21 protein-coding genes are annotated in these 22,044 nt (G+C 43.0%); 12 read left to right on the top strand and 9 right to left on the bottom strand.

Features of this window, described 5'->3' with window-relative positions:
• Complete coding sequence (locus AC1DO4_RS04590) at positions 1-2,175, top strand: DUF5916 domain-containing protein (protein WP_477413399.1); 2,175 nt, start codon at positions 1-3, stop codon at positions 2,173-2,175.
• A gap of 70 nt (positions 2,176-2,245) precedes the next feature.
• On the opposite strand, the gene AC1DO4_RS04585 is transcribed toward AC1DO4_RS04590, so the two are convergent.
• On the bottom strand, positions 2,246-3,040 hold the full coding sequence (locus AC1DO4_RS04585) for a class I SAM-dependent methyltransferase (protein ID WP_477413397.1): 795 nt from the start codon (positions 3,038-3,040) through the stop codon (positions 2,246-2,248).
• Between the two features lie 75 nt (positions 3,041-3,115).
• Positions 3,116-3,409: a GNAT family N-acetyltransferase gene (locus tag AC1DO4_RS04580; protein ID WP_477403347.1), complete on the bottom strand. Its 294-nt coding sequence runs from the start codon at positions 3,407-3,409 to the stop codon at positions 3,116-3,118.
• A 329-nt stretch (positions 3,410-3,738) separates the two neighbouring features.
• On the opposite strand from AC1DO4_RS04580, the gene AC1DO4_RS04575 reads away from it, so the two are divergent.
• From AC1DO4_RS04575 to AC1DO4_RS04565, 3 genes are all read left to right on the top strand, one after another.
• Positions 3,739-4,398 (top strand): hypothetical protein, encoded by a 660-nt coding sequence (locus tag AC1DO4_RS04575; RefSeq protein WP_477413395.1) that lies wholly within the window; start codon positions 3,739-3,741, stop codon positions 4,396-4,398.
• 104 nt (positions 4,399-4,502) lie between these two features.
• Complete coding sequence (locus tag AC1DO4_RS04570) at positions 4,503-6,398, top strand: DNA topoisomerase IV subunit B (RefSeq protein WP_477413393.1); 1,896 nt, start codon at positions 4,503-4,505, stop codon at positions 6,396-6,398.
• A 242-nt stretch (positions 6,399-6,640) separates the two neighbouring features.
• Positions 6,641-7,129, top strand: a complete 489-nt coding sequence (locus tag AC1DO4_RS04565) for a cytidine deaminase (RefSeq protein ID WP_477413391.1) — start codon at positions 6,641-6,643, stop codon at positions 7,127-7,129.
• Positions 7,130-7,387: 258 nt separating this feature from the next.
• Here AC1DO4_RS04565 and AC1DO4_RS04560 read toward each other — a convergent pair whose 3' ends face one another.
• On the bottom strand, positions 7,388-7,816 hold the full coding sequence (locus AC1DO4_RS04560; protein WP_477413389.1) for a nuclear transport factor 2 family protein: 429 nt from the start codon (positions 7,814-7,816) through the stop codon (positions 7,388-7,390).
• 167 nt (positions 7,817-7,983) lie between these two features.
• Here AC1DO4_RS04560 and AC1DO4_RS04555 point away from each other — a divergent pair, with 167 nt between their 5' ends.
• Positions 7,984-8,496 carry a YdeI/OmpD-associated family protein gene (locus tag AC1DO4_RS04555; protein ID WP_477413387.1) on the top strand — a complete coding sequence of 171 codons (513 nt, stop codon included), beginning with the start codon at positions 7,984-7,986 and terminating at the stop codon, positions 8,494-8,496.
• Between the two features lie 7 nt (positions 8,497-8,503).
• Here the strand turns inward: AC1DO4_RS04555 and AC1DO4_RS04550 are convergent, their stop codons facing one another.
• From AC1DO4_RS04550 to AC1DO4_RS04540, 3 genes are read right to left on the bottom strand one after another with little or no spacing between them, the layout of a single operon-like run.
• The gene (locus AC1DO4_RS04550; RefSeq protein ID WP_477413385.1) at positions 8,504-8,911 is read right to left on the bottom strand and encodes a DUF2251 domain-containing protein; all 408 of its coding nucleotides are present in this window, start codon (positions 8,909-8,911) and stop codon (positions 8,504-8,506) included.
• Positions 8,911-9,333: a type II toxin-antitoxin system VapC family toxin gene (locus AC1DO4_RS04545; protein WP_477413383.1), complete on the bottom strand. Its 423-nt coding sequence runs from the start codon at positions 9,331-9,333 to the stop codon at positions 8,911-8,913. Before AC1DO4_RS04545 ends, AC1DO4_RS04550 begins: the two co-directional genes overlap by 1 nt.
• Positions 9,323-9,565, bottom strand: a complete 243-nt coding sequence (locus tag AC1DO4_RS04540) for a DUF6364 family protein (RefSeq protein ID WP_477413381.1) — start codon at positions 9,563-9,565, stop codon at positions 9,323-9,325. Before AC1DO4_RS04540 ends, AC1DO4_RS04545 begins: the two co-directional genes overlap by 11 nt.
• A gap of 237 nt (positions 9,566-9,802) precedes the next feature.
• Here AC1DO4_RS04540 and AC1DO4_RS04535 point away from each other — a divergent pair, with 237 nt between their 5' ends.
• The 5 genes from AC1DO4_RS04535 to ftcD all read left to right on the top strand — a co-directional run bounded on the left by AC1DO4_RS04535 (position 9,803) and on the right by ftcD (position 16,702).
• A complete protein-coding gene (locus AC1DO4_RS04535) occupies positions 9,803-10,312 on the top strand; it encodes a MarR family winged helix-turn-helix transcriptional regulator (protein WP_477413379.1) in 510 nt (169 codons plus the stop codon).
• Positions 10,305-11,864 (top strand): histidine ammonia-lyase, encoded by a 1,560-nt coding sequence (gene hutH / locus AC1DO4_RS04530; RefSeq protein ID WP_477413377.1) that lies wholly within the window; start codon positions 10,305-10,307, stop codon positions 11,862-11,864. Before AC1DO4_RS04535 ends, hutH begins: the two co-directional genes overlap by 8 nt.
• A complete protein-coding gene (hutU, locus tag AC1DO4_RS04525; protein ID WP_477413375.1) occupies positions 11,842-13,515 on the top strand; it encodes a urocanate hydratase in 1,674 nt (557 codons plus the stop codon). The genes hutH and hutU overlap by 23 nt, the downstream gene beginning before the upstream one ends.
• A 202-nt stretch (positions 13,516-13,717) precedes the next feature.
• A complete protein-coding gene (gene hutI / locus AC1DO4_RS04520) occupies positions 13,718-14,947 on the top strand; it encodes an imidazolonepropionase (RefSeq protein ID WP_477413373.1) in 1,230 nt (409 codons plus the stop codon).
• Positions 14,948-15,013: 66 nt separating this feature from the next.
• Entirely contained in the window at positions 15,014-16,702 is a 1,689-nt protein-coding gene (gene ftcD, locus AC1DO4_RS04515; RefSeq protein ID WP_477413371.1) for a glutamate formimidoyltransferase, read from the top strand.
• A gap of 206 nt (positions 16,703-16,908) precedes the next feature.
• On the opposite strand, the gene AC1DO4_RS04510 is transcribed toward ftcD, so the two are convergent.
• The 3 genes from AC1DO4_RS04510 to nagB form a co-directional block, all read right to left on the bottom strand.
• On the bottom strand, positions 16,909-17,286 hold the full coding sequence (locus AC1DO4_RS04510; RefSeq protein WP_477413369.1) for a helix-turn-helix domain-containing protein: 378 nt from the start codon (positions 17,284-17,286) through the stop codon (positions 16,909-16,911).
• A gap of 18 nt (positions 17,287-17,304) precedes the next feature.
• Positions 17,305-17,598 carry a type II toxin-antitoxin system HigB family toxin gene (locus AC1DO4_RS04505; protein ID WP_477413367.1) on the bottom strand — a complete coding sequence of 98 codons (294 nt, stop codon included), beginning with the start codon at positions 17,596-17,598 and terminating at the stop codon, positions 17,305-17,307.
• A 129-nt stretch (positions 17,599-17,727) separates the two neighbouring features.
• Positions 17,728-19,650 carry a glucosamine-6-phosphate deaminase gene (gene nagB / locus AC1DO4_RS04500; RefSeq protein ID WP_477413365.1) on the bottom strand — a complete coding sequence of 641 codons (1,923 nt, stop codon included), beginning with the start codon at positions 19,648-19,650 and terminating at the stop codon, positions 17,728-17,730.
• A gap of 677 nt (positions 19,651-20,327) precedes the next feature.
• Between nagB and AC1DO4_RS04495 the strand changes: the two genes are divergently transcribed.
• Together AC1DO4_RS04495 and AC1DO4_RS04490 are read left to right on the top strand one after the other, a co-directional pair.
• On the top strand, positions 20,328-20,879 hold the full coding sequence (locus AC1DO4_RS04495; protein WP_477413363.1) for an adenylyl-sulfate kinase: 552 nt from the start codon (positions 20,328-20,330) through the stop codon (positions 20,877-20,879).
• 36 nt (positions 20,880-20,915) lie between these two features.
• Positions 20,916-21,746 carry a sulfotransferase gene (locus tag AC1DO4_RS04490; protein WP_477413361.1) on the top strand — a complete coding sequence of 277 codons (831 nt, stop codon included), beginning with the start codon at positions 20,916-20,918 and terminating at the stop codon, positions 21,744-21,746.
• The last annotated feature ends 298 nt before the right edge of the window (positions 21,747-22,044 follow it).

Here is a 22,044-nt window from a genome sequence, read left to right as displayed (position 1 = left end):
TTGAAGGGCATAAAACCGGCTTTACTATTAAAAATTTTATTGCTGCCGGGTTTATGCTTTTTGTGTTTTTCTTCATCAGCTCAAAAAAAGAATGCGGGGTATCAATACCACATTCGCAGGGCTGCATCGCCCATTACTATTGACGGTGTTATGGATGATGCCTGGCTCAAGGCAGATTCTGCCAATAATTTTTTCATGGTGACGCCTATGGATACCAGCCTTGCCAAAGTGCATACCGAGGTAAGGATGACCTTTGATAACAATAATCTTTACCTTATAGCAGTTTGTTATACTGCCGACACAGGCGAATACATGGTTGAGTCGCTTAAACGTGATTTTAATTTTCAGAAAAACGATAACTTCCTGGTTTTTATTGATCCATTTGATGCCCGTACCGATGGTTTTAGTTTTGGGGCAAATGCCGCCGGAGCCCAGTGGGATGGCACCATGTACGAAGGTGGCAAAGTTGACCTGAGCTGGGATAACAAATGGACATCGGTGGTGAAGAACTATCCTGATAGGTGGGTATTTGAAGCCGCTATTCCGTTTAAAAGCATTCGCTATAAAAAAGGTGTAGGTTTGTGGGGTATCAACTTTAGCCGCAATGATTTAAAAACCACCGAAAAATCAAGCTGGGCGCCGGTGCCAAGGCAGTTCCCAACTGCATCGCTGGCATACACAGGTTCATTGGTTTGGGACGAATTGCCGCCGGATGCCGGTACTAATATCTCCATTATTCCATACGCGCTTGGAGGAATATCAAAAGACTATACTGCTAAAACCAAAACCGACTGGCGAAAGGATTTTGGCGGTGATGCCAAAATTGGCCTCACATCATCTTTAAATCTTGATCTGACAGTGAACCCCGATTTTTCGCAGGTGGATGTAGATCAGCAGGTAATTAACCTTAACCGGTATGAGTTGTTTTTTCCTGAGAAGCGCCAGTTTTTTTTAGAGAATGGCGATCTGTTCGCCAATTTTGGCTATGCCGATATCCGTCCATTTTTTTCAAGGCGTATCGGGTTAAATGCGCCTATTAGGTTTGGTACAAGGCTCACCGGTAAAATTGACCGGGATTGGCGTGTTGGGCTAATGGATATCCAAACCGGAGAAGCGAATGATGCTTCACAACCTGCGCAAAACTATGGTGTGCTTACCCTGCAACGAAGAATGTTCGGCCGGTCGAACATAGCTTTTATGTTCATTAATAAAGATGCGACGGGTACTGCAACGCCTGGAAGTACCTATAATCGCAACATTGGCATGGAGTATAACCTGGCATCGCCAAGTAATTTGTGGACAGGTAAACTTTTGGGATTAAAGTCGTTTGCACCCGGCGTAAAGGGACACGACATAGTAGCCGCTGCCCACCTGCAATACCTAAGTAAATATTGGACACTTTATTTACAGGATGAGTATGTTGGTAAAAATTATACCGCCGGTGTTGGGTATGTGCCACGCGTTGGGTATAATAAGATAAGTCCGTTGATATTGCATAACTTTTTCCCTAAAGGGGGCGATGTGCTGATTCATGGGATTCAATTAACCAGTAATTACTACTTCAACGAAAACTTTAAGCGTACAGATAATGAGAGTAACCTAACTTATTTGATGACCCTGCGCAACCGCAATACGTTTTCGGTATCTGGTATTGATACTTATATAAAGCTGCTGGTGCCTTTTGATCCTACCAATACCGGCAAAACACCCCTGGCTGTTGGCTCACAACACCATTGGCAAACACTTGATGTACAGTTTACATCCAAGCCACAGGCTTTATTTACTTATTTGATTGATGCCCTGCACGGTGGATATTACCTGGATGGCAACCGTACAAGCATAACCGGGCAGTTGGGTTACCGGTTTCAGCCTTATGTTAACCTGGCAGTAAACAGCTCGTACATTAACCTTAGGCTGCCGCAACCCTATGGCAATACCAGTTTTTGGCTAATTGGCCCAAAGGCAGATATTACCCTGAGCAATACACTTTATTTTACCACTTACGTACAGTACAACGGACAGGTAAAAAACATGAATACCAATGTACGCCTGCAATGGCGGTACAAACCGGCATCGGATTTATTTATTGTTTATGGCGATAATTCCATACCATCGCCCTATACCATCAAAAACAGGCAGTTGGTTATCAAATGGACTTATTGGTGTAATTTATAAATCGGTAAAGTGTTACCGGGAACAAGATTCAGGTTAAACATATTACTGTCGAACTCAATCAAACACCCACTTACTCGCCCTTCTGGCACAGCATCGAAAAATAAATAGTTTCGCCGCTGTTAAACTTATTATAAATATTTGACCCGGGAACGCCTACGAAATCATTAATGGGTTTACGAAAGGGTTTAATCACATTTTTTTTGATCATGGCTTCCTTATAAGGTGCGCTCAGTTCCATGGCCAGCAGCACATTGGGTGTAATATCCTGTTCTGTTATAACTTTCAATCCACATTCAGTTAGCTGGGCCGGTCGTTTTGGATAATGTACGCGACCCATAAAATCGGCATATAAAAAAAACCCTCCAGGCTTAAGTGTACGCGCCACTTCTTTAAAGAAATTGCCGCGGTTACCATAGCAGTGCGATGATTCCAGGTTAACAATGATATCAAAACTATTATTATCAAATGGTAAACTTTCTGCATTGCCGGCTATAAAATTTAAATTAGGCTGCTGATAGGTTTGTTTACAAAAGCTGATCACGTTTTCAGAAAAATCAAGCCCGGTTACCATTTTAGGCTGATGAGCCAGCATCAGTTCGCAGCCACCGCCACGGCCACAGCCAATTTCAAGAATGTTTTTACCGGTAAGCTGGGCCTTGCTGAATAAATGCTGGTAAAGGTTTTCACTTAGTGTATCAAAATCATCGGTTACTTTGCCCTGGGTATCTGCAAAACCATAATTCATATACTTCCAGTTGGTTAGTTTTTTAAACCTTTGGGCTACAAACTCATAAAATAGTTGCCAAAGCCGCAAACTCAATTTGGGCGAAAAATCAACCAGGTTTCGAAATAATTTTGCGAGCATATAAATATTTTATACTAAAGTAATGTATCATACTTAGCAATAGTCATCAAATAAAATAAAAACATATGGCTTAAATTATACTTGTACAGCCAGTAATCGGTTCCATTCGGGATGGCGTTTTAAAAATGCTGCTACATAAACACAAAGAGGTACCATTTTAAGGTGATTATTCTCTATATAATTAAATGTTTTTTCGACCAGAGCGGCAGCAATACCCATGCCTTCCATTTCTTCGGGTACTTCAGTATGAATCAGGTAGATCTTATCGCCTTTTAGTTTGTAATCAATAAATGCCCGATTGCCTTCAATAATTAATTCAAAATTATGTAAAGCTTCATTATTAATAAGTGGAATGTCCTGGTATCTCATGTGTTCTTATATTTTATAGTTGTTGGTATCATGAATTTGTTGGTATCATGAATTTGAACTAACAGCTTTTGCTTTTTTATCTGTATCGAAACTAAATTAGTAACAAAATTTATAAAGCAACTTAGATACGGTATTTTTATGCCGATGTTTCACATCCATCAATAAAAATGATGGAAATGCGTTTATAAAACTATTTATCGAAGGCAAGCAGCTGATATTAACTTAGTTGTTTAAATTTTAAAATTTCAATTAATTTTGATTTGTGCTTCTATTTTTATAAAATTACATGTAGGAACATCCCCTGGTTTCAACTGATAATTAAAACTATTGTGAAGCAACTTAAACGCATCATACTTCAGGTTATGCTTTTACTATGCCTTACCGATGTGACAGCTCAGGTAAAGAAGTCCAGGTATTTGGCTAAACCTAAAAGAAAACCCGCGCCTGCTTTAAAGCAGGTTAATGGAACCCGCCAGTTTAACGAATTTTTGAAGCTCTTGGCCCAGGCCAACGTAAGCTTTACCTTTCCCAAAGGCTTTAGAGAGATCCCCGCCATAAATAATGAAGATTTTTCTTTTGACTACGCTATGGAAATTCCCGGTCAGGATTTTGAGATATGGTTCCAGGTAAAATCATTAAAGCAAAACTGGCTTAGTTACGAGCGTAACCACGAGCAGGAAAATCCCGATTCGTCATACCTTAAAATGGGAAAAGCACAAGCCGCGGCATTTACCGGCGAGATGGATAATTTTATTCGCGCTATCCCCGCAAATGTATTGGCCCGTTACAGGGCAGATGCAGGAAAATCATACCTGCTTAACCTGCTTGATTTGCCCGAAACAAAGCATTACAAATACGCTCTGCTCATCACCCTGCAACGCAACCATACAGGTACCATCACGGCCGTATGTTTTACGAATGAAAAAGATCCGGAATTTTTCAGGAACATTGACAGGGCCAGTAACTGCCTCCAGTTTAAACCCAGGTAATATAATGTTAATAAGTTGACAGTTTTGAATGCTCAATTCAAGGCCGAAACTATATTTTTGCAGTTGGGTGCAATTTGTGCCCATTTAAAAATTCTACATAATAAATGGCAGAACCAGTTAATTATAGCGAAGATAGTATCCGCTCACTCGATTGGAAAGAGCACATCCGTTTGCGCCCCGGCATGTATATTGGTAAACTGGGCGATGGCTCGGCTTATGACGATGGGGTATATGTGTTGCTTAAAGAGATCATTGATAACTCCATAGATGAATTTGTAATGGGATCGGGCCGCACTATTGAAGTTAATATGAGCGATCATAAAGTATCTGTACGCGATTATGGTAGGGGTATTCCTTTAGGTAAGGTGATTGATTGCGTGTCTAAAATAAATACAGGTGGTAAATATGATAGCAAGGCCTTCCAGAAATCGGTAGGATTGAATGGTGTGGGTACTAAGGCGGTAAACGCTTTATCAAACAACTTCATTGTACAATCGTACCGCGACGGCCGAACCAAACTGGCCGAATTTGCAAAAGGCGAACTGATTAGAGATGAGCCTGAAAAGGAAACAAGCCAACGCAATGGTACGGCTATCAACTTTATACCCGATGATACCATTTTTAGAAATTACCGCTTTATACCAGAATTTGTAGACAGCATGATCTGGAATTATGTGTTCCTTAATTCGGGCTTAACACTTAATTTTAATGGTCAAAAATATTTCTCGGAGCGCGGTCTTTATGATCTGCTGACAAAAAATACCGATGTAGAAACACTGCGCTATCCTATCATTCACCTGAAAGGCGATGATATAGAAATAGCCATGACCCATGGGCAGCAATATGGCGAGGAATATTATTCTTTTGTAAACGGCCAAAATACTACACAAGGCGGTACTCACCAGGCTGCCTTCCGCGAAGCTGTAGTGAAAACCATCCGCGAGTTTTATAAAAAGGAGTTTGATGCCTCGGATATCCGCGCCTCCATAGTTGCTGCTATAGCTATTAAAGTACAGGAGCCGGTGTTTGAGTCGCAAACAAAAACCAAGCTGGGTTCGCAAAATATTGGTCCCGAAGGGCCGTCGGTACGTGGTTTTATTAACGATTTCCTGAAAAAGGAACTGGATAATTACCTGCATAAAAATCCCGCTGCTGCCGATGCTTTGCTGAAACGGATCCTGCAATCAGAGCGTGAGCGTAAAGATATTGCCGGCATTAAAAAACTGGCTAATGAGCGTGCTAAAAAAGCCTCGCTGCATAACCGTAAGCTGCGCGATTGCAAACTGCATTTTGAAGATACCCACGAGCGCCGCCAGGATACCACCCTGTTCATTACCGAGGGGGACTCGGCCAGTGGATCCATCACCAAATCGCGCGATGTAATGACCCAGGCTGTATTCAGCTTAAAGGGTAAACCGCTTAACTGCTACGGACTAACCAAAAAGGTAGTTTACGAAAACGAAGAATTTAACCTGCTGCAGCATGCCCTTAATATCGAGGATGGTCTGGACGCGCTGCGTTACAACAATATAGTTATAGCTACTGATGCCGATGTGGACGGTATGCACATTCGTTTGCTGCTCATGACCTTCTTTTTACAGTTCTTCCCCGATCTGGTGAAGGCGGGGCATGTGTTCATTTTGCAAACTCCGTTATTCCGTGTGCGGAATAAAAAGGAAACCATTTATTGCTACAGCGATGAAGAACGCCGCAACGCTATAACCAAATTGGGAAACAAACCGGAGATAACCCGTTTTAAAGGTTTAGGTGAGATCTCGCCCGATGAGTTTGGCTTGTTTATAGGCAAAGATATCCGCCTTGACCCGGTGATTCTTAAAGATGCCAACATTAAAGGCTTGCTGGAATATTTTATGGGTAAAAACACGCCAACCCGCCAGATGCACATTGTAAACAACTTAAGGGTTGAAAAGGATGACGAAAGCATTAATCCACTGGTTGCCGAAGAGGCCGATGGGGGGGCATTGCCGGTTGCAGTGTAGTTTCTGAACCGGAATTTTTAGAATTAATGAATTCGCAGAATTCAATGCTTCTAAAATTCTGCGAATTCTTTAATTCGATGAATTCAGGTTCAGACAAAATAATTCTGCTGAATCCTGCAAAATCCATTATCGTATTAAAATAATCTTTACCTTGTATCCCCCGTTCGTTAATGGAATGGGGGATAGTTTTTATATAAACACTTAAAAAGAACCTTTTCCTTTGGAGAGGGCAGGGTGAGGTCATGACTAAGCACGAAATAAAAATAGCTTTTGAAGAATACGATTCAATAGAGCAATTGGATAAACCAGACTATGAGCTGTGCCTTGAGGCAGCTAAAGCTTTAAAAAATTCTCATTCGCCATACTCAAAATTCAGAGTAGGGGCTGCGTTACGTCTGCAAAGCGGCCGTATTATTTATGGCAGCAACCAGGAAAATGTGGCTTACCCTTCGGGCTTATGTGCCGAAAGGGTTGCGTTGTTTTATTGGGGAGCCAATCATCCTGATGACCCGGTTGAAAGTATGGCTGTAACTGCCCAAACAGATGAGTTCATGCTCACTAAGCCCGTAACATCATGTGGCTCATGCCTGCAGGTTTTAGCCGAAGTAGAAAAAAAACAAAACAAGCCCATCAAAATTATATTATATGCAGAGCAGGGTGCAGTTTGGGTAATTAAAGGTATCGAAAACCAGCTGCCATTTTTGTTTTATGAAGAAAGATTAACCACATAATCCATGAAACTAAATAAACACAAATTTCACGAGTTAAAGCCGATTTCACTAATTTGATGGTTTCCAATAATGCCTGTAGCAGACGAACTCAAGGGATTCCAATTCGTGCATTCGAAATAATTCATACCATTCGTACTCATTAAAATTCGTGTAATTCGAATCAATTCGTGTAATTAGTGTTTTTTTAAATAATAAAAAAGACCCCGCCTGGCGGGGTCTATACTTACTTACATTTTAAACACTAAACTAAAACTATCTTTATTTAAAAACGCTGTAAACGTTGGTGATTTTCCATCCTTTGCCGGTATTAGCTACAGTTACATAGTTGGTACGTACAAAACCATCAAACTGCATGTCAACCTTTACCACGGCCATATCGCTGTTGCTTTCCATTATTGTTGTGCTGGTGGTACAATTTTGTTCGGTATTTTTATTGGCTTTTATCGATTCAATCATTTCACCTTTGGTAAAGCTTAAAACGTTTTTACCACGCAGTAGATTGAATTTAGCCGATTGATCTACCACATCGCTAAAACCCTGAACTTTACCACGGGTCATGGCATCTACATAGGTATTAATAGCGAAGTTGCGGGTTAAGTTATCGCCTTCTGTGGTTACGTTTGCTTTTGCTACACCGCATACTATTACTAAAGCTAAGGCTGCGATTATTGATTTTAAGGTTTTCATATCGTTGTTGTTTTTGAGGTTATTTATTTTTTAATTTATATCTATAAGACAGCAGCAGTATTCCATTCGTTACAGGAGAATCAAGGGATTTATACGATTTAACAAACATTTAACAATTGGTATTTTTTATTAAATATTTAGCAACAGAAATATCATAAACACATAATATGGTCGACTTTAATACCATTATTTTGCAATTTGCTGAACAGGGCGAAAAAACGGGGTGGACCTATATTGAAATCCCGGCCGATATTGCCCAGGAAATGAAACCCGGGAATAAAAAATCTTTCAGGGTAAAGGGTAAACTGGATAACCTGCAGGTTCGTGGTATGGCGTTGATGCCTATGGGTGAAGGCAATTTTATAATGGCGCTAAAGCGCGAGATCTGCAAATTGCTGCACAAAGGCCGGGGTGCCATGCTCAAAGTACAATTGGAACCCGACGACGACTTTAAATTTACCATACCTGCCGACCTATTGGAATGCTTTGAATACGAACCCGAAGGTGAAGCCTTTTTTAACAGCCTGGCCGAAAGCCACCGCGGTTATTTTATAAAATGGATAGATAGCGCCAAAACCGATGCAACCCGAGCCAACCGTATTGCCAGTACCATAAACGCTATGGTAAGGCGAATGGATTACGCGATGATGCTGCGGGAATTGAAGCGGGCACGGGAGTGAGGAAAGCTTATTTTCCTATCAGCAACTCCTCTATTAATTTGTCCGTCAACACGGTTCGTTCATTGTCAGTTTTCCATTTGCCATTACTGGAGGGGAAAGCATTCCGCGAATAGCCTGTTTGGTTTTTAAAATCAAATATGGCGTGGCAGTAGTTATTGATTAATAAGGAAGCAAACTGCCAGTCATCCGTCCATGCTATTTTAATATTACAGAGCCTGGCTTTATCGGTTACATCGGCAACATTGTAAATATGCAGGGCATCAAGAATTTCCTGGCCGGGCAGTTTTCCTATCGCGTAAAAATATCCTGTAGTTAAGTCATCTTCAAAAACAACGCCATGAGATTTTGCAGGCGTTACACTATCCAAAAACGTGTCCTCGCCAATAATAAATTCTTCTTCTACTTCTAAAATCATTAAATAAAAATGCTTAAAAATTCTTGGGGCATATAAACAGGCAATACAGCAATACTGTCTTTTTTTAGTTTTTTGTCCCGGGATATAAAGTAGTTTAACTTGTGATGAATGGCCGTATAGTATTGAAGAGCATCTTCAATATCATCGATTTTAGAGTGCAAAGCAGATAGTACAACCTGGTGCGGAATATCAATAACTTCAACATCAAATAACAAAGTTAAAAGGATTTCTTTTGCTTTAACATTACCGTAAGCCTTACCAATCCAGTAACCTGCAATATGCAAAACCGATGATGTGATAAATGCTTGAACCTTGTTATTTACAACCAAGTTCATAACTTGTGCAGCCTCTTTGTAATGATCTTCACGTTTAAGGATAAAGTCGAGCAGTATGTTGGCATCCAGAAATATTTTAGATGCCATATTTTTTTGCCTGATTTTGGTAATAAAGTTCTTTTAAATCTGCATTTGGGTCAATATCTGGTGGAGAGAGTTGCTCAACAAGATCAATAATATTTTTTTGTTTTGGAACTTTGGTCAAATTTTTAAAATAGCCCTCCACTAACTCAGAAATACTAATGTGCTGTTTTTGGGCATATATTTTTGTCTTTTCCAGCAAACTCTCTTCTATCGTCAAATTAAGTCTTGTTTTCATAAAGTAAATATACGCATATTTTAAATAGGTGCGTATGATGTCGAATTAAAAATACCTGTTTATAGGGCGTTAATATCTTTTCAATAAATGGGTTTCATTTGGCGCGGTGTTGGCTTCGCAAGTTTTATTGGGCTGGTTTTTAGTTTAATGCGAATGTTTTCACCTGTCTTTTTTAATCCCTGAAAATTTCTTTCCCAAAACATTTGCAATTATATAAGTACTTATATAAATTGCACTATGAATTTATATCAAAGCCTGGGTTATTTGGTATTGGGTAGTAGGTTAAGGCGATTGAGTGAAGCTTTTTTGGCCGAAATTAACCGTGCCTACCAAAATGAGGGGATTGATTTTGATGCCAGCTGGTTTCCGGTGTTTTATTTATTGTCGAAGAATGATGCTTTATCTATAAAGGAACTAAGCGAGCAGATAGAGGTTTCGCACCCGGCGGCCAGTCAGCTTATTACCAATTTAAAAAATCGTGGACTGGTTACCAGTGCCACCTGTGCCGATGATGGCCGCAGGCAGCTGGTAACTTTAACCGATAGCGGCCGTAAGCTGTTGGCACAGATCCTGCCTATGTGGGAGGCGATCGGTAAGGCAATGACCGAACTCATCGATAATGATACATCATCGAAACAATTACTCCCAGCCATAACCGCGCTCGAAAAAACATTTCGATCGGTTAACCTTGCAGAACGTATTAGCGAAAAATTAGTAACCGAACTAAAATCCGCCCATCATGAATAGTACATTCAATTATGGAAGTAACCATTTAACTATCGGTATTTGCCTTGATCTTGCAGCCGGTAAAATCAAAGGTATTATTAATGCTGATGCCGATAAAGCTATCCGTGCTTCATGGGGCGAGGTAGCAAGAATTGTACATGCCCAAAAGCCGGTTTACGGGATCAATACAGGTTTTGGTCCGCTGTGTGATACGCACATTTCTGAGGCTGATACCAGCCTGCTTCAAAGTAATATCCTCAAAAGCCATAGCGTTGGTGTAGGCAAACCCATCCCGCAGGAAATTGCTAAGCTGATGCTGATCACCAAAGTTCAGGCATTGGCCCAGGGTTTCTCTGGCGTGGCACCTGCAACATTGGATCGCATCATCTGGCATATCGATAACAATATTATCCCCGTCGTTCCCGAAAAAGGTTCTGTAGGTGCTTCAGGCGATCTGGCTCCACTGGCGCACTTATTTTTGCCGTTAATTGGTTTGGGTGAGGTTTATGAGCAAGGCGAAAGAAAGCCCGCCGCCCAAGTATTAAAAAATAGCAATTTGCCACCATTAGTGTTAGGCCCTAAAGAAGGGCTTGCGTTAATCAATGGTACGCAGTTTATATTAGCCTTTGCTATAAAAGCGGTACAAAGGCTTAATGATGCATTGAACCGGGCCGACCTGATAGGTGCTATGTCATTAGAAGGCTTGATGGGGTCTACAAGGCCATTTGATTCACGTATCCATGCGCTCAGGCCGTTCAAGGGTATCCAGTTGGTAGCAAAACGCCTGTTTACTTTATTAAACGGATCAGAAATCAATACATCGCATTTAAATTGCAATAGGGTGCAGGACCCATACTCGTTACGTTGTATGCCACAGGTGCATGGAGCATCCCGCAATGCATGGCTTCATTTAAAAGAACTCACGGAAATTGAGCTGAACTCTGTTACCGATAACCCCGTTATTTTTAGTGCCGATGATACCATCAGCGGGGGTAATTTTCACGGGCAGCCATTGGCCCTGCCGCTTGATTATGCTACAGTTGCCGCTGCCGAGCTGGGTAATATTGCAGATCGACGATGCTATCTTATGAGCGAAGGTCGTTACGGTTTACCCAAATTGCTCACCCATGATGCCGGGCTAAATTCGGGCCTCATGATACCCCAGTATACTACTGCCGCGCTGGTTACCGAAAATAAAACCCTGTGCTTCCCGGCCAGTGCCGATAGTGTGCCTACTTCATTGGGGCAGGAGGATCACGTATCCATGGGTTCCATCAGCGGACGTAAGCTGCATATGGTTATTGATAACATAGAGTATATCCAGGCCATCGAATTGCTTTACGCGTCGCAGGCTATGGATTTCCGAAGACCATTAAAATCGACGCCGGTTATAGAGGCACTTCATAAATACGTGAGGCAGCACGTGCCATTTATACAGGACGACCGTGTTTTCGCGGATGACATCAACCAGTTATATCAAATTATTACCGATGGTTCATTTTTGGCAACGGCCAATAGTGCAGCCGTTAATAACCATATAAACCTCAGCCATGACGAGTTCGGAATTTATTAAAACCTACGCCAGCCACCCGGTGTATAAAGCACCACGTGGCATGCAATTGCACGCCAAAAGCTGGCAAACGGAGGCACCGTTAAGGATGCTGCTTAATAACCTTGATGGCCAGGTAGCCGAAAATCCTGATGAACTGGTGGTTTACGGCGGCATTGGCCAGGCCGCCCGTAACCCGGAGTCGCTGAGGAAAATCATTGAGCTGCTGCTGGAGCTGGACGAGCATCATTCGTTGTTGGTGCAGTCGGGCAAACCGGTAGGCATTATCCGCAGCCACCCCGAAGCGCCACGCGTTTTGATAGCCAACAGTAACCTGGTACCTGCTTGGGCCAATTGGGAGCATTTTAATGAATTGCGCGCCAAGGGCCTGATGATGTACGGGCAAATGACAGCCGGCAGCTGGATCTATATAGGTACGCAAGGCATTTTACAGGGTACCTATGAAACATTTGTAGAGTGTGGCAACCAGCATTTTAATGGCGACCTTACGGGTAAACTCATTGTGAGCGCCGGTTTGGGCGGCATGGGCGGTGCTCAGCCATTGGCGGCAACTATGGCGGGTGGTGTTTTTTTAGGTGCAGATGTAGATGCAACCCGGATCCAAAAACGGGTGGATACCCAATACATCGATCGCATGACCTATTCGTATGATGAGGCTATCACCTGGGTAAGAGAAGCTATCAGCAAAAAAGAAACGTTATCTGTAGGCCTGGTAAGCGATGCCGGCGACCTGTTGAAAAGGCTTTTAAAAGACAACATTATCCCCGATATTTTAACCGACCAGACATCGGCACATGATCCGCTGAATGGATATATTCCGAATGGTTTATCTTTAGATGAAGCAGCGGCTTTGCGAAAAAGCGATGCTGCTGAATATAAGCGCTTGTCGCTAAAAAGCATGGCCAGGCATGTTGGCTTTATGCTCCATCTGCAAAAGAAAGGAGCTGTAACTTTTGATTACGGCAATAACCTGCGCGAGTTTGCCAAACAAGGCGGCGAGCAAGATGCCTTTAACTTTCCGGGTTTTACACCGGCTTACATCCGTCCGTTGTTTTGTGAGGGTAAAGGGCCGTTCAGGTGGGTGGCTTTATCGGGCGATCCTGAAGATATTTACACAACCGACAGGGCCTTGATGGAAGCATTCCCCGAAAATAAACCATTGCTTACCTGGCTCAAAAAGGCGCAGGAAAAGATCTCGTTCCAGGGATTGCCCGCCCGCATTTGCTGGCTGGGCATGGGCGAGCGTGAAAAAGCCGGGTTGATATTTAACGACCTGGTTGCAAGCGGCAAAGTAAAAGGTCCGATAGTAATAGGCCGCGACCATCTGGACTGCGGCTCGGTAGCATCGCCTAACCGCGAAACCGAATCGATGAAGGATGGGTCGGATGCCGTATCCGACTGGCCGCTCCTCAACCTGATGGCCAATGCATCGGGTGGTGCCACCTGGATCTCGTTTCACCACGGCGGTGGGGTAGGTATGGGCTACTCGCAGCACGCCGGTATGGTAGTACTGGCTGATGGTACCGAACGCGCCGCAACCTGCTTAAAACGTGTTTTATATAATGATCCTGCTTTGGGAATCTTCCGCCATGCCGATGCGGGGTATGATAAAGCGGAGGAGTGGGCAGATAAGTTTGGGTTGAAGGTGTGGTAGGAAGTCGAAAGCTTAAGGCCAAAGGCTTAAAGCTTTTATAAAACTCGTCATTGCTGTGTACCTACCTATGGCAAGTTGGAGAATCCCAGACTCACGAAGTTTTCAAAACTTCGTGAGTCTTTCGCCGATTTGTCATTAACCCTTCAGAGTCCCGGGATTTTGGCTCTCACAATGACGAGTGCAATAGACGAAACAAGCTAATATGAAAAAACTAATAGGTCCGTTCACGCAAATACTTCCTTTAACAGGGCTGCCATTAAAGGGCGCTTTAAAGGATGAGCAATTGCATATCATCCAGCAAGGAGGTGTATTGGTTGAGGATGGACTGATCATAACTGTTGATGATTTCAATAAACTAAGGTCAAACTATCCATTGGCACAAATAGAAGAAATTACGGGGCGCCATGTGTTGCTTCCCGGCTTTATAGATTGCCATACACACATTTGTTTCGCCGGTAGCCGGGCAAAAGACTACGCCATGCGTAACAGTGGTAAAACCTATTTGGAAATAGCACAATCGGGCGGTGGTATCTGGGATTCGGTTACCCAAACCCGCGCGGCTGATGAGGCTACACTAACGGCGCTGCTGGTAAAACGGGTACAACGCCATTTAGCCGAAGGAGTGACCACCATCGAGGTTAAAACAGGCTACGGCCTAAGTATTGATGCGGAATTAAAACAGTTACGGGCGATAAAAGCCGCTGCTGATAAAACAAATGCAAGCCTCATATCCACATGCCTCGCGGCGCATATGTTACCTAAGGATTTTAACGGTAATCACCAGGATTATTTAAACCATGTTTTACATGATCTGCTGCCTGTTATAAAACAACAAGGTTTAAGTAACCGGGTTGATATTTTTATAGAACAAAGCGCGTTTAACACAAGCGATGCATTAAACTACCTGGCTAAAGCCAAACAAATGGGGTTTGAGCTAACCGTTCATGCAGACCAATTTACAACAGGTGGCAGCGAAGCGGCTGTTAAAGCACGGGCAGCTTCTGCAGACCATTTAGAGGCCAGCAGCGATTATGAGATAAAATTATTGGCCAATTCTGATACCGTAGCCGTAACTTTACCCGGCGCGTCGCTGGGTTTGGGGATGCTGTATGCGCCTGCCCGAAAACTGTTAAATGCCGGCGCCTGCCTTGCCATAGCCAGCGACTGGAATCCCGGCTCGGCGCCAATGGGCGATTTGTTGTTGCAAGCCGCGGTAATGGCTGCCGGCGAAAAGCTTTGTGCTGCCGAGGTTTTTGCAGGACTAACCGCCCGTGCAGCACAGGCCCTGAAACTAAACGACCGTGGTATTTTAAACAAAGGTAAACTTGCCGATATGCAGGCTTACCCGTGCGATGACTACCGTGAAATATTATACCAGCAAGGGAAATTAAAACCTGAAATGGTATGGACGGAAGGAAATGTTGACAGATGAATGTAATGTCTCTCTGCATTTGTGGCCTCGCCGCTAAGACCAATGAACTAATAAAACAGTGAATCAATGAACCAACTAATAGAATGCGTACCCAATTTTAGCGAAGGTGTAAACCTTGATATCATTAAACAGATCACCAATGAGGTGGAATCGGTTGATGGGGTGAGACTACTGAACGTCGATCCCGGTAAAGCCACCAACCGTACAGTGGTAACGTTTGTGGGCGAGCCTTCAAAAGTGATTGAAGCTGCATTTCGCGCTATTAAAAAAGCCGGTGAGCTTATTGACATGAGCAAGCAGAAGGGCGAGCATCCAAGAATGGGCGCTACGGATGTTTGTCCGCTGATACCGATCAGTAATATCAGCATGGAGGAGACTGCGGAGTACGCCAGGCAACTGGCAAAACGGGTAGGTGAGGAATTGCAGATCCCGGTTTATTTGTATGAGAATGCACAACCCAATAAAAGCCGGAGCAACCTGTCGGTAATAAGGGCAGGGGAGTATGAAGGCTTTTTCAAGAAGATAAAACTGCCGGAGTGGGCACCTGATTTTGGTCCGGTAGAGAATGATGTTCAGCGTGGTGCAACAGTGATAGGCGCCCGCGATTTCCTGGTGGCTTATAATGTAAACCTCAATACTACCTCAACCCGCAGGGCAAACGCCATTGCTTTTGATGTACGCGAGGCCGGCCGTGTTTTGCGCGAGGATGACCCGGTTACCGGCAAAATTATAACGGATGAGAACGGTAAGCCTAAATCTGTCCCCGGCTCATTAAAAGCGGTAAAAGCTATTGGTTGGTACATAGAAGAATATGGTATAGCGCAGATCTCCATGAATCTCACTAATATTGAAGTAACCCCTGTGCATAAAGCTTTCGACGAAGTTTGCACCAAAGCCAATGAGCGCGGTATCCGCGTTACGGGCAGCGAGCTGGTGGGTTTGATTCCGTTAAAAGCTATGCTGGATGCGGGTAAGTATTTCCTGCGCAAGCAACAACGTTCTGTAGGGGTAAGCGAAAAGGAACTGATCAGGATCGCCATAAAATCAATGGGGCTGGATGAGCTTGGTCCGTTTATTCCCGGAGAACGCATTATTGAATATCTATTGAAAGATAAGGCTGATAGCAAGCTCATTAGTATGAGCCTCAGTGATTTTGCTGATGAAACTGCCAGTGAAAGCCCTGCTCCGGGCGGTGGTTCTATCTCTGCTTATGTAGGGTCTTTAGGGGCTTCTTTGGCTGGGATGGTAGCCAACCTCAGTTCACACAAAAAAGGCTGGGACAGTCGCTGGATGGAATTTAGCGACTGGGCGGAGAAAGCCCAGCAATACAAAAATGAGCTGTTGAGTTTGGTCGACCTGGATACCGCGGCTTTTAATAAGATCATGGAATCATTCAGTCTGCCCAAATCAACCGATGAGGAAAAGGCAGCAAGGGATCAGATGATCCAGGAGGCCACCAGGTACGCTATCGAGATTCCTTTTAAAGTGATGCAGGCAGTGTTGAACAGTATGGAAGTAATAAAAGCAATGGTGCTGACAGGTAATCCTAATTCCATAACCGATGCAGGTGTTGCTGCACTTTGTGCACGTACAGCCGTATTGGGCGCTTTCATGAATGTAAAGATCAACGCTTCGGGTTATAAGGATAAAGATTATGTAGTAGATATAATTTACCGGGGTAAGGAGATTGAACGAAAAGCGGTAGCGCTGGAAACCGAGATCATCGAACTGGTGAATGGGAAGATAGGGTTATAGCATCTGGGCTATATTAGTTGCTTGGGGTGTTCCATCGGAACGGGTGGAACATTGTGGAACAGGGCGAACACTATTTGTGCTGATAGTCAATACTTTAAGCTTTGTTAAAAACAGGGGGTGGAACGCCATTTGTGCTAATAATCAGATACTTAGTATTTTTGGTTGTAAGTGATATTCTGGTGATAGTGCTCAATTTGGAGAGAAAATTATTCGGCCAACTGGTATTCTTTAATTAAAGCTGAGGCGGGGATGTGTAGTAGCTTACTAAACTTCCTGACCATAGTAAGAGACAGGGCCTGTTTGTAATTTAATACTTTACTAACGGTGCCCTTATCGCCATATTCTTTAGCTAAGTCCGAGGATTTATACCCAAAATCCTCCATGCGTATTTTGATCAACGCTATCGGATCTACTTCAGGCAAATTGCTGTTTGCTTTTTCATATTCAGAAATAAGCAGAACAAGCAGCAGTTTTTCTTTATGCTCCTCAGAATCTTTTGGTGAACGCTTAACCTTTTCATAGCGTTCAACGGCCTGGTTGTATTCTTCTTCAGTTTCTATTATGAACCACTGTGGTTTCGTCATGTTCTTTCTTTATTAAAATCAAATAGTTTCAGCATCAATCTCATCGTATTCTGCGTGAGTACCAATAAATCTTACTTCTACTATTTCGTCTTCATAATCTACCTCGACTATTAGCCGGTATTTATTGCCAATTATTTTAAACCTTGCCCTGTCGCCTTTAATGATTTTGGCTGTCGGAAAATCTTTTAAAACATCAATGCTTTTTTTCCAGGTTACAGCCTCTACCACGGTTTTCCAAACCTTTAAACTTTTACCTGAATCCGCATGTTTCTTTGCAAACTGGTCAAGCTTGCGGGTGTAAATTATTAGCATATAATGTTAAAGCAAACTTAATCAAAAGTTGGTTAAATACCAACCTTTGATTAAATAAAAAAGGCGATATCCATCGCCTTTTCAATATTATACAATCCCCGGACCATCAATGATGATCCGGGGAAAAATTTAGAATCTGTATCTTACAAACGCTTCCATGGCTTCATACTCAGCCATTCCTAAACGGTCATAACGCTGCGCGGTATCGCGGGTGCGGTCTTCAGCTCTTACCCAGAACTCCCTTGCATCATCCCCCGGGAACACCGGGCGATCCTTTTGAGACTGGTGCTTGAATATGGCATTCCGCTTGCGGATCACTTCCTCAGGAGATAAAGGCACCGACATTTCAATCTCATAAGTTTCAAACTCGTGCCATGCGCCGCGGTACATCCACAGCCAGCAATCCTTCACCCAATCCTCGGTAGCTTTCAGGCGGTTCAGGGCAGCCAGGATAATGTTGAAACAAACCAGGTGCGTACCGTTGGGGTCGGCAAAATCGCCGGCAGCAAAGATCTGGTGCGGCTTTATTTTCTGCAGCAGCTCCATGGTTAACTGGATGTCTTCCTCGCCCACCGTGTTCTTCTTGGTTTTACCCGTTTCATAAAAAGGCAAAGCCATAAAGTGGATATGGTCATCGGGCAAACCCGCGTAACGTGCACCCGAGATGGCTTCTGTTTTGCGGATAAAGCCTTTCACATTGCGGATCTCGCGGGTATCAATCTGGTTAGGCTGCTTCTGCGGGAAAAAGGCACGCATCTCCTCGTATAAGGAGCTCAGGTGACCACTATCCTCGCCGATGCTGTTGGTAAAATCAATAGCAAACTCCATGTAACGCAATACATCATCATCCCAAACAGCGGTATTGCCCGATGTCTGGTAAGCTACGTGTACATCATGCCCCTGGTCAACCAGGCGGATAAAAGTACCGCCCATGGAGATCACATCATCATCCGGGTGTGGAGAGAAAATGATGGAACGTTTCTTGGCAGGCAAAGCCCTTTCCGGGCGCTGGGAATCATCCGCATCCGGCTTGCCGCCCGGCCAGCCGGTAATGGTATGCTGGATCTGGTTAAAAATATCGATGTTGATGTTGTAAACCGGTCCCTGCTCTACAGCTAACTGCGCCATACCATGGTTATTATAATCCTCTTCGGTGAGTTTCAATACCGGTTTGCCGATGGTATCGGCCAGCCAGATCACCGCTTTTTTCTTTAATACTTTATCATCCCATGAACAATCTTTTACCAGCCATGGGGTATCAAAACGGGTCAGCTCAGAAGCCGCGGCCGCATCCAGTACAAATTCCACATGCTGGGATAGCTGCAGGTAGGTAGCCGGTACCTCGCCCGAGATCTCACCTTCCACCGCTTTTTTAATAATAGGTGCCTTCTTGGCGCTCCAGGCCATCAGGATAATCTCGCGGGCTTTAAAAATGGTGCCAATACCCATGGTGATGGCTTTGGTAGGCACATTGGCCTTGCCKCCAAAATCACGGGAAGCATCATTACGGGTCAAATCATCCAAAGTAACCAGGCGGGTACCCGAGTTGGGTGCCGATCCCGGCTCGTTAAAGCCGATGTGACCRGTACGGCCAATSCCGAGKATCTGCAGGTCAAGGCCGCCTAATTCCTCAATCTGGTGCTCATARGCMAGGCAGAAAGCMACCACGGCATCTTTATCSAGGGTWCCATCCGGAATGTGCACCTGGGCAGGCTCAATATCCACATGACTAAACAAATTCTCGTACATGAAAGTAACATAGCTTTGGGCCGCRTCGGGCTTCATGGGATAGTATTCATCAAGGTTAAAAGTGATGACATTTTTAAATGAYAAACCATCTTCCTTGTGCAGGCGCACCAGTTCGGCATAAACCCCGATGGGGGTAACACCGGTAGCCAAACCAAGCACGGCTTTTTSRCCTTTGCTTTGTTTGTCGCGGATYAGCTTTGCTATCCGGCCAGCTACCGCAATTGAAGCTTCCTGCTGGTTGCTATAAACACTTACCGGCAGTTTCTCRTACCGGGTCTCTTCCAATAAATTTAATCGGGCCATAATTTTTTAAAGAACCTTTGTTATATATATGTTGAATTAAAAAGCTACAATACAAAAAACCCCCGCCGAAGCGAGGATTCTATCAAACCAATTAACAAAACTGTTTTAACCTCACCGACATAAGGCTAAAAAAAATTCCATTTAATAACATGTTGTGCATTACTCTACAAACATAATAAAACTAATTTTTAAATAAAAGAACTTTTTAAATTATTTTAATAAGTTAATTTGATGTTTCCAACAGGTTAAGTTTAAATAAAAAAAGAGCTCCTGATGGGCAGGAACTCTAATTTAACCAATTATAAAACATAAATATGAGAAGAGAATAGATGCAGGGGATAGAGTCGAACCATCCGATTGCTGCCTAATCAGCGCCCTGCGTTATAGCTATTAAATGAACCCCATTTATAAACTATCTGCTGCAAATATATAATTAATTCTATTATGTCTATGTATTTAGTAGTATAAAATTAAATTTATTTTTCTTCACAAAAATGAGTGAATGCTCAAAATCGTCGTCTACGGTTTTAACACATTCGTCGATACAAAACTATTCTCTGTCGATACACGCTTTATTAACTACAATTTAAGCTGAAAACTTGCCGTTAAGCTGGTAATTAATTAAAGGTTTAATAGGCCAGCTGGCTTAACATTTGCCAACTCTAAAGTTAGTTTTTATGATCGTACTGCTTTGTGGATTATCCGGCGCCGGTAAAACAACCCTTGCTACAAAAGTTAAAGAATGGCTTGGCCGGGCCGAAATTTTAACAGAGGTAATTGATGCCGACGAATATAGAGGGGAACTTTTTCCTGATCTTAAATATTCAAAGGAAGATCGTTTTGAAAACATCAGGCGGCTGGGTTTTATAGCAAATAAATTCAGCGCGCTGGGTATTGTTACCATCATTAGCGCTATAACGCCTTATGAAGCCATGCGCCAGGGTTTGGTTAATACTTATAATGATGTTAAAGTAGTACATGTAGATTGCCCCATGAGCGTTTTAATGCTTCGCGATACTAAAGGGCTATATCAAAGAGCGCAATTGCCCCAGGGCGATCCCCGGCGGTTGTGTAACCTAACGGGGGTAAATGATCCTTTCGAGGTGCCGCCAGCCCCCGACCTGTATATCAATACCTATACTTATGATATTGCCAAATGCACAGACAGGCTCTTCGCCTTTATAGAATATCAGCACTTTTTATCGGGCCAAAAATCCGTTGTTTGTTAAACGCCACCCGGTTAAATCACAATTAAACTATCGCTCATGCAACATCAAACGTTAATTATTGCTGGTATGCACCGCTCAGGAACATCACTAATAACAAACTGGCTTAGTCGCTGCGGATTGGAAATAGGTGAGCGCCTTGCCGCCGGCAATGCCGGAAATACTGAGGGGCATTTTGAAGATGTTGAATTTTTAAAACTTCACGAAGAGATCCTGAATAATAACAGTTTGGAGATATCGGGCCTGGTGGATGCAAAAAAAATAGAGATGTCGCCATACCAGTTGGGTAAATTACAAAGTATTATCAACATAAAACAACATTTATATGAACAATGGGGATGGAAGGACCCGCGCACCTGTTTGTTCCTGGATACCTATTCTGCATTATTGCCCGAAGCAAAATATCTTGTAATTATACGCGATTATCAGTCGGTAATTAATTCGCTGTTGAAAAGGGAATTTGCCTATATTGATAAAAGATACCTGGCCCGCAATTATTTTTCGAGGTTGGTATGGACCCGTTTGAGGCGTAAGCGCAGAGAAGAAAAGTTTTATGCCGAACATGCCGAAACTTTTTTAAAGGTTTGGTTAAATTATAACGAGGAGATCCTGAGAACCCTGAAGAGGCTATCGGCAGATGATTACCTGGTTATTAATTATGAATTGCTGTTAAAGAAAGACAAGCAGGTGATAAATTTTTTAAGGGATAACTGGAAGCTTAATTTAAGTTATTTTGATTTTAGCCAGGTATATAAAGATGGTCTGATGAGTACCGCCAATGATATTGAGCGCTTTGTGTCTACCAAAAACCTGCTTATTAAGGCGCAATACCTGCAGCTGCGTTTAAATCATTTTGTGAGATTGGGGTAGGGGATTTGATGTGCAGATGTACTTTAGATGTGCAGATTTCAAATTTCAGATGTGCAGATGATTTTGTCTGAACCGGAATTTATCAAATTTGTTGAATTCTTTGATTTTGAAATTTTGTCAATTCATAGATTCGATAAACGACGTAGCCATCCCGAACTCCACGGAAAAATATCAATACATGAAAAATTCTGGCTAAGAAAACAATCTGCACATCTGAAATTTGAAATTCGCACATCTGAAGCATAATCTGCACATCTGAAATCTGCACATCTGAAATCTGAAATCCGCACATTAATTT

Source organism: Mucilaginibacter sp. P5_A6 (assembly GCF_056400585.1).
This window is presented reverse-complemented; position numbering and strand designations above follow the sequence as displayed.

Coding starts and splice junctions, on each gene's coding strand:
- AC1DO4_RS04585 (WP_477413397.1), bottom strand. CDS start 3,040: ATGCTCGCAAAATTATTTCGAAACCTGGTTGATTTTTCGCCCAAATTG.
- AC1DO4_RS04580 (WP_477403347.1), bottom strand. CDS start 3,409: ATGAGATACCAGGACATTCCACTTATTAATAATGAAGCTTTACATAAT.
- AC1DO4_RS04570 (WP_477413393.1), top strand. CDS start 4,503: ATGGCAGAACCAGTTAATTATAGCGAAGATAGTATCCGCTCACTCGAT.
- AC1DO4_RS04565 (WP_477413391.1), top strand. CDS start 6,641: ATGACTAAGCACGAAATAAAAATAGCTTTTGAAGAATACGATTCAATA.
- AC1DO4_RS04560 (WP_477413389.1), bottom strand. CDS start 7,816: ATGAAAACCTTAAAATCAATAATCGCAGCCTTAGCTTTAGTAATAGTA.
- AC1DO4_RS04555 (WP_477413387.1), top strand. CDS start 7,984: ATGGTCGACTTTAATACCATTATTTTGCAATTTGCTGAACAGGGCGAA.
- AC1DO4_RS04550 (WP_477413385.1), bottom strand. CDS start 8,911: ATGATTTTAGAAGTAGAAGAAGAATTTATTATTGGCGAGGACACGTTT.
- AC1DO4_RS04545 (WP_477413383.1), bottom strand. CDS start 9,333: ATGGCATCTAAAATATTTCTGGATGCCAACATACTGCTCGACTTTATC.
- AC1DO4_RS04540 (WP_477413381.1), bottom strand. CDS start 9,565: ATGAAAACAAGACTTAATTTGACGATAGAAGAGAGTTTGCTGGAAAAG.
- AC1DO4_RS04535 (WP_477413379.1), top strand. CDS start 9,803: ATGAATTTATATCAAAGCCTGGGTTATTTGGTATTGGGTAGTAGGTTA.
- hutH (WP_477413377.1), top strand. CDS start 10,305: ATGAATAGTACATTCAATTATGGAAGTAACCATTTAACTATCGGTATT.
- hutU (WP_477413375.1), top strand. CDS start 11,842: ATGACGAGTTCGGAATTTATTAAAACCTACGCCAGCCACCCGGTGTAT.
- hutI (WP_477413373.1), top strand. CDS start 13,718: ATGAAAAAACTAATAGGTCCGTTCACGCAAATACTTCCTTTAACAGGG.
- ftcD (WP_477413371.1), top strand. CDS start 15,014: ATGAACCAACTAATAGAATGCGTACCCAATTTTAGCGAAGGTGTAAAC.
- AC1DO4_RS04510 (WP_477413369.1), bottom strand. CDS start 17,286: ATGACGAAACCACAGTGGTTCATAATAGAAACTGAAGAAGAATACAAC.
- AC1DO4_RS04505 (WP_477413367.1), bottom strand. CDS start 17,598: ATGCTAATAATTTACACCCGCAAGCTTGACCAGTTTGCAAAGAAACAT.
- AC1DO4_RS04495 (WP_477413363.1), top strand. CDS start 20,328: ATGATCGTACTGCTTTGTGGATTATCCGGCGCCGGTAAAACAACCCTT.
- AC1DO4_RS04490 (WP_477413361.1), top strand. CDS start 20,916: ATGCAACATCAAACGTTAATTATTGCTGGTATGCACCGCTCAGGAACA.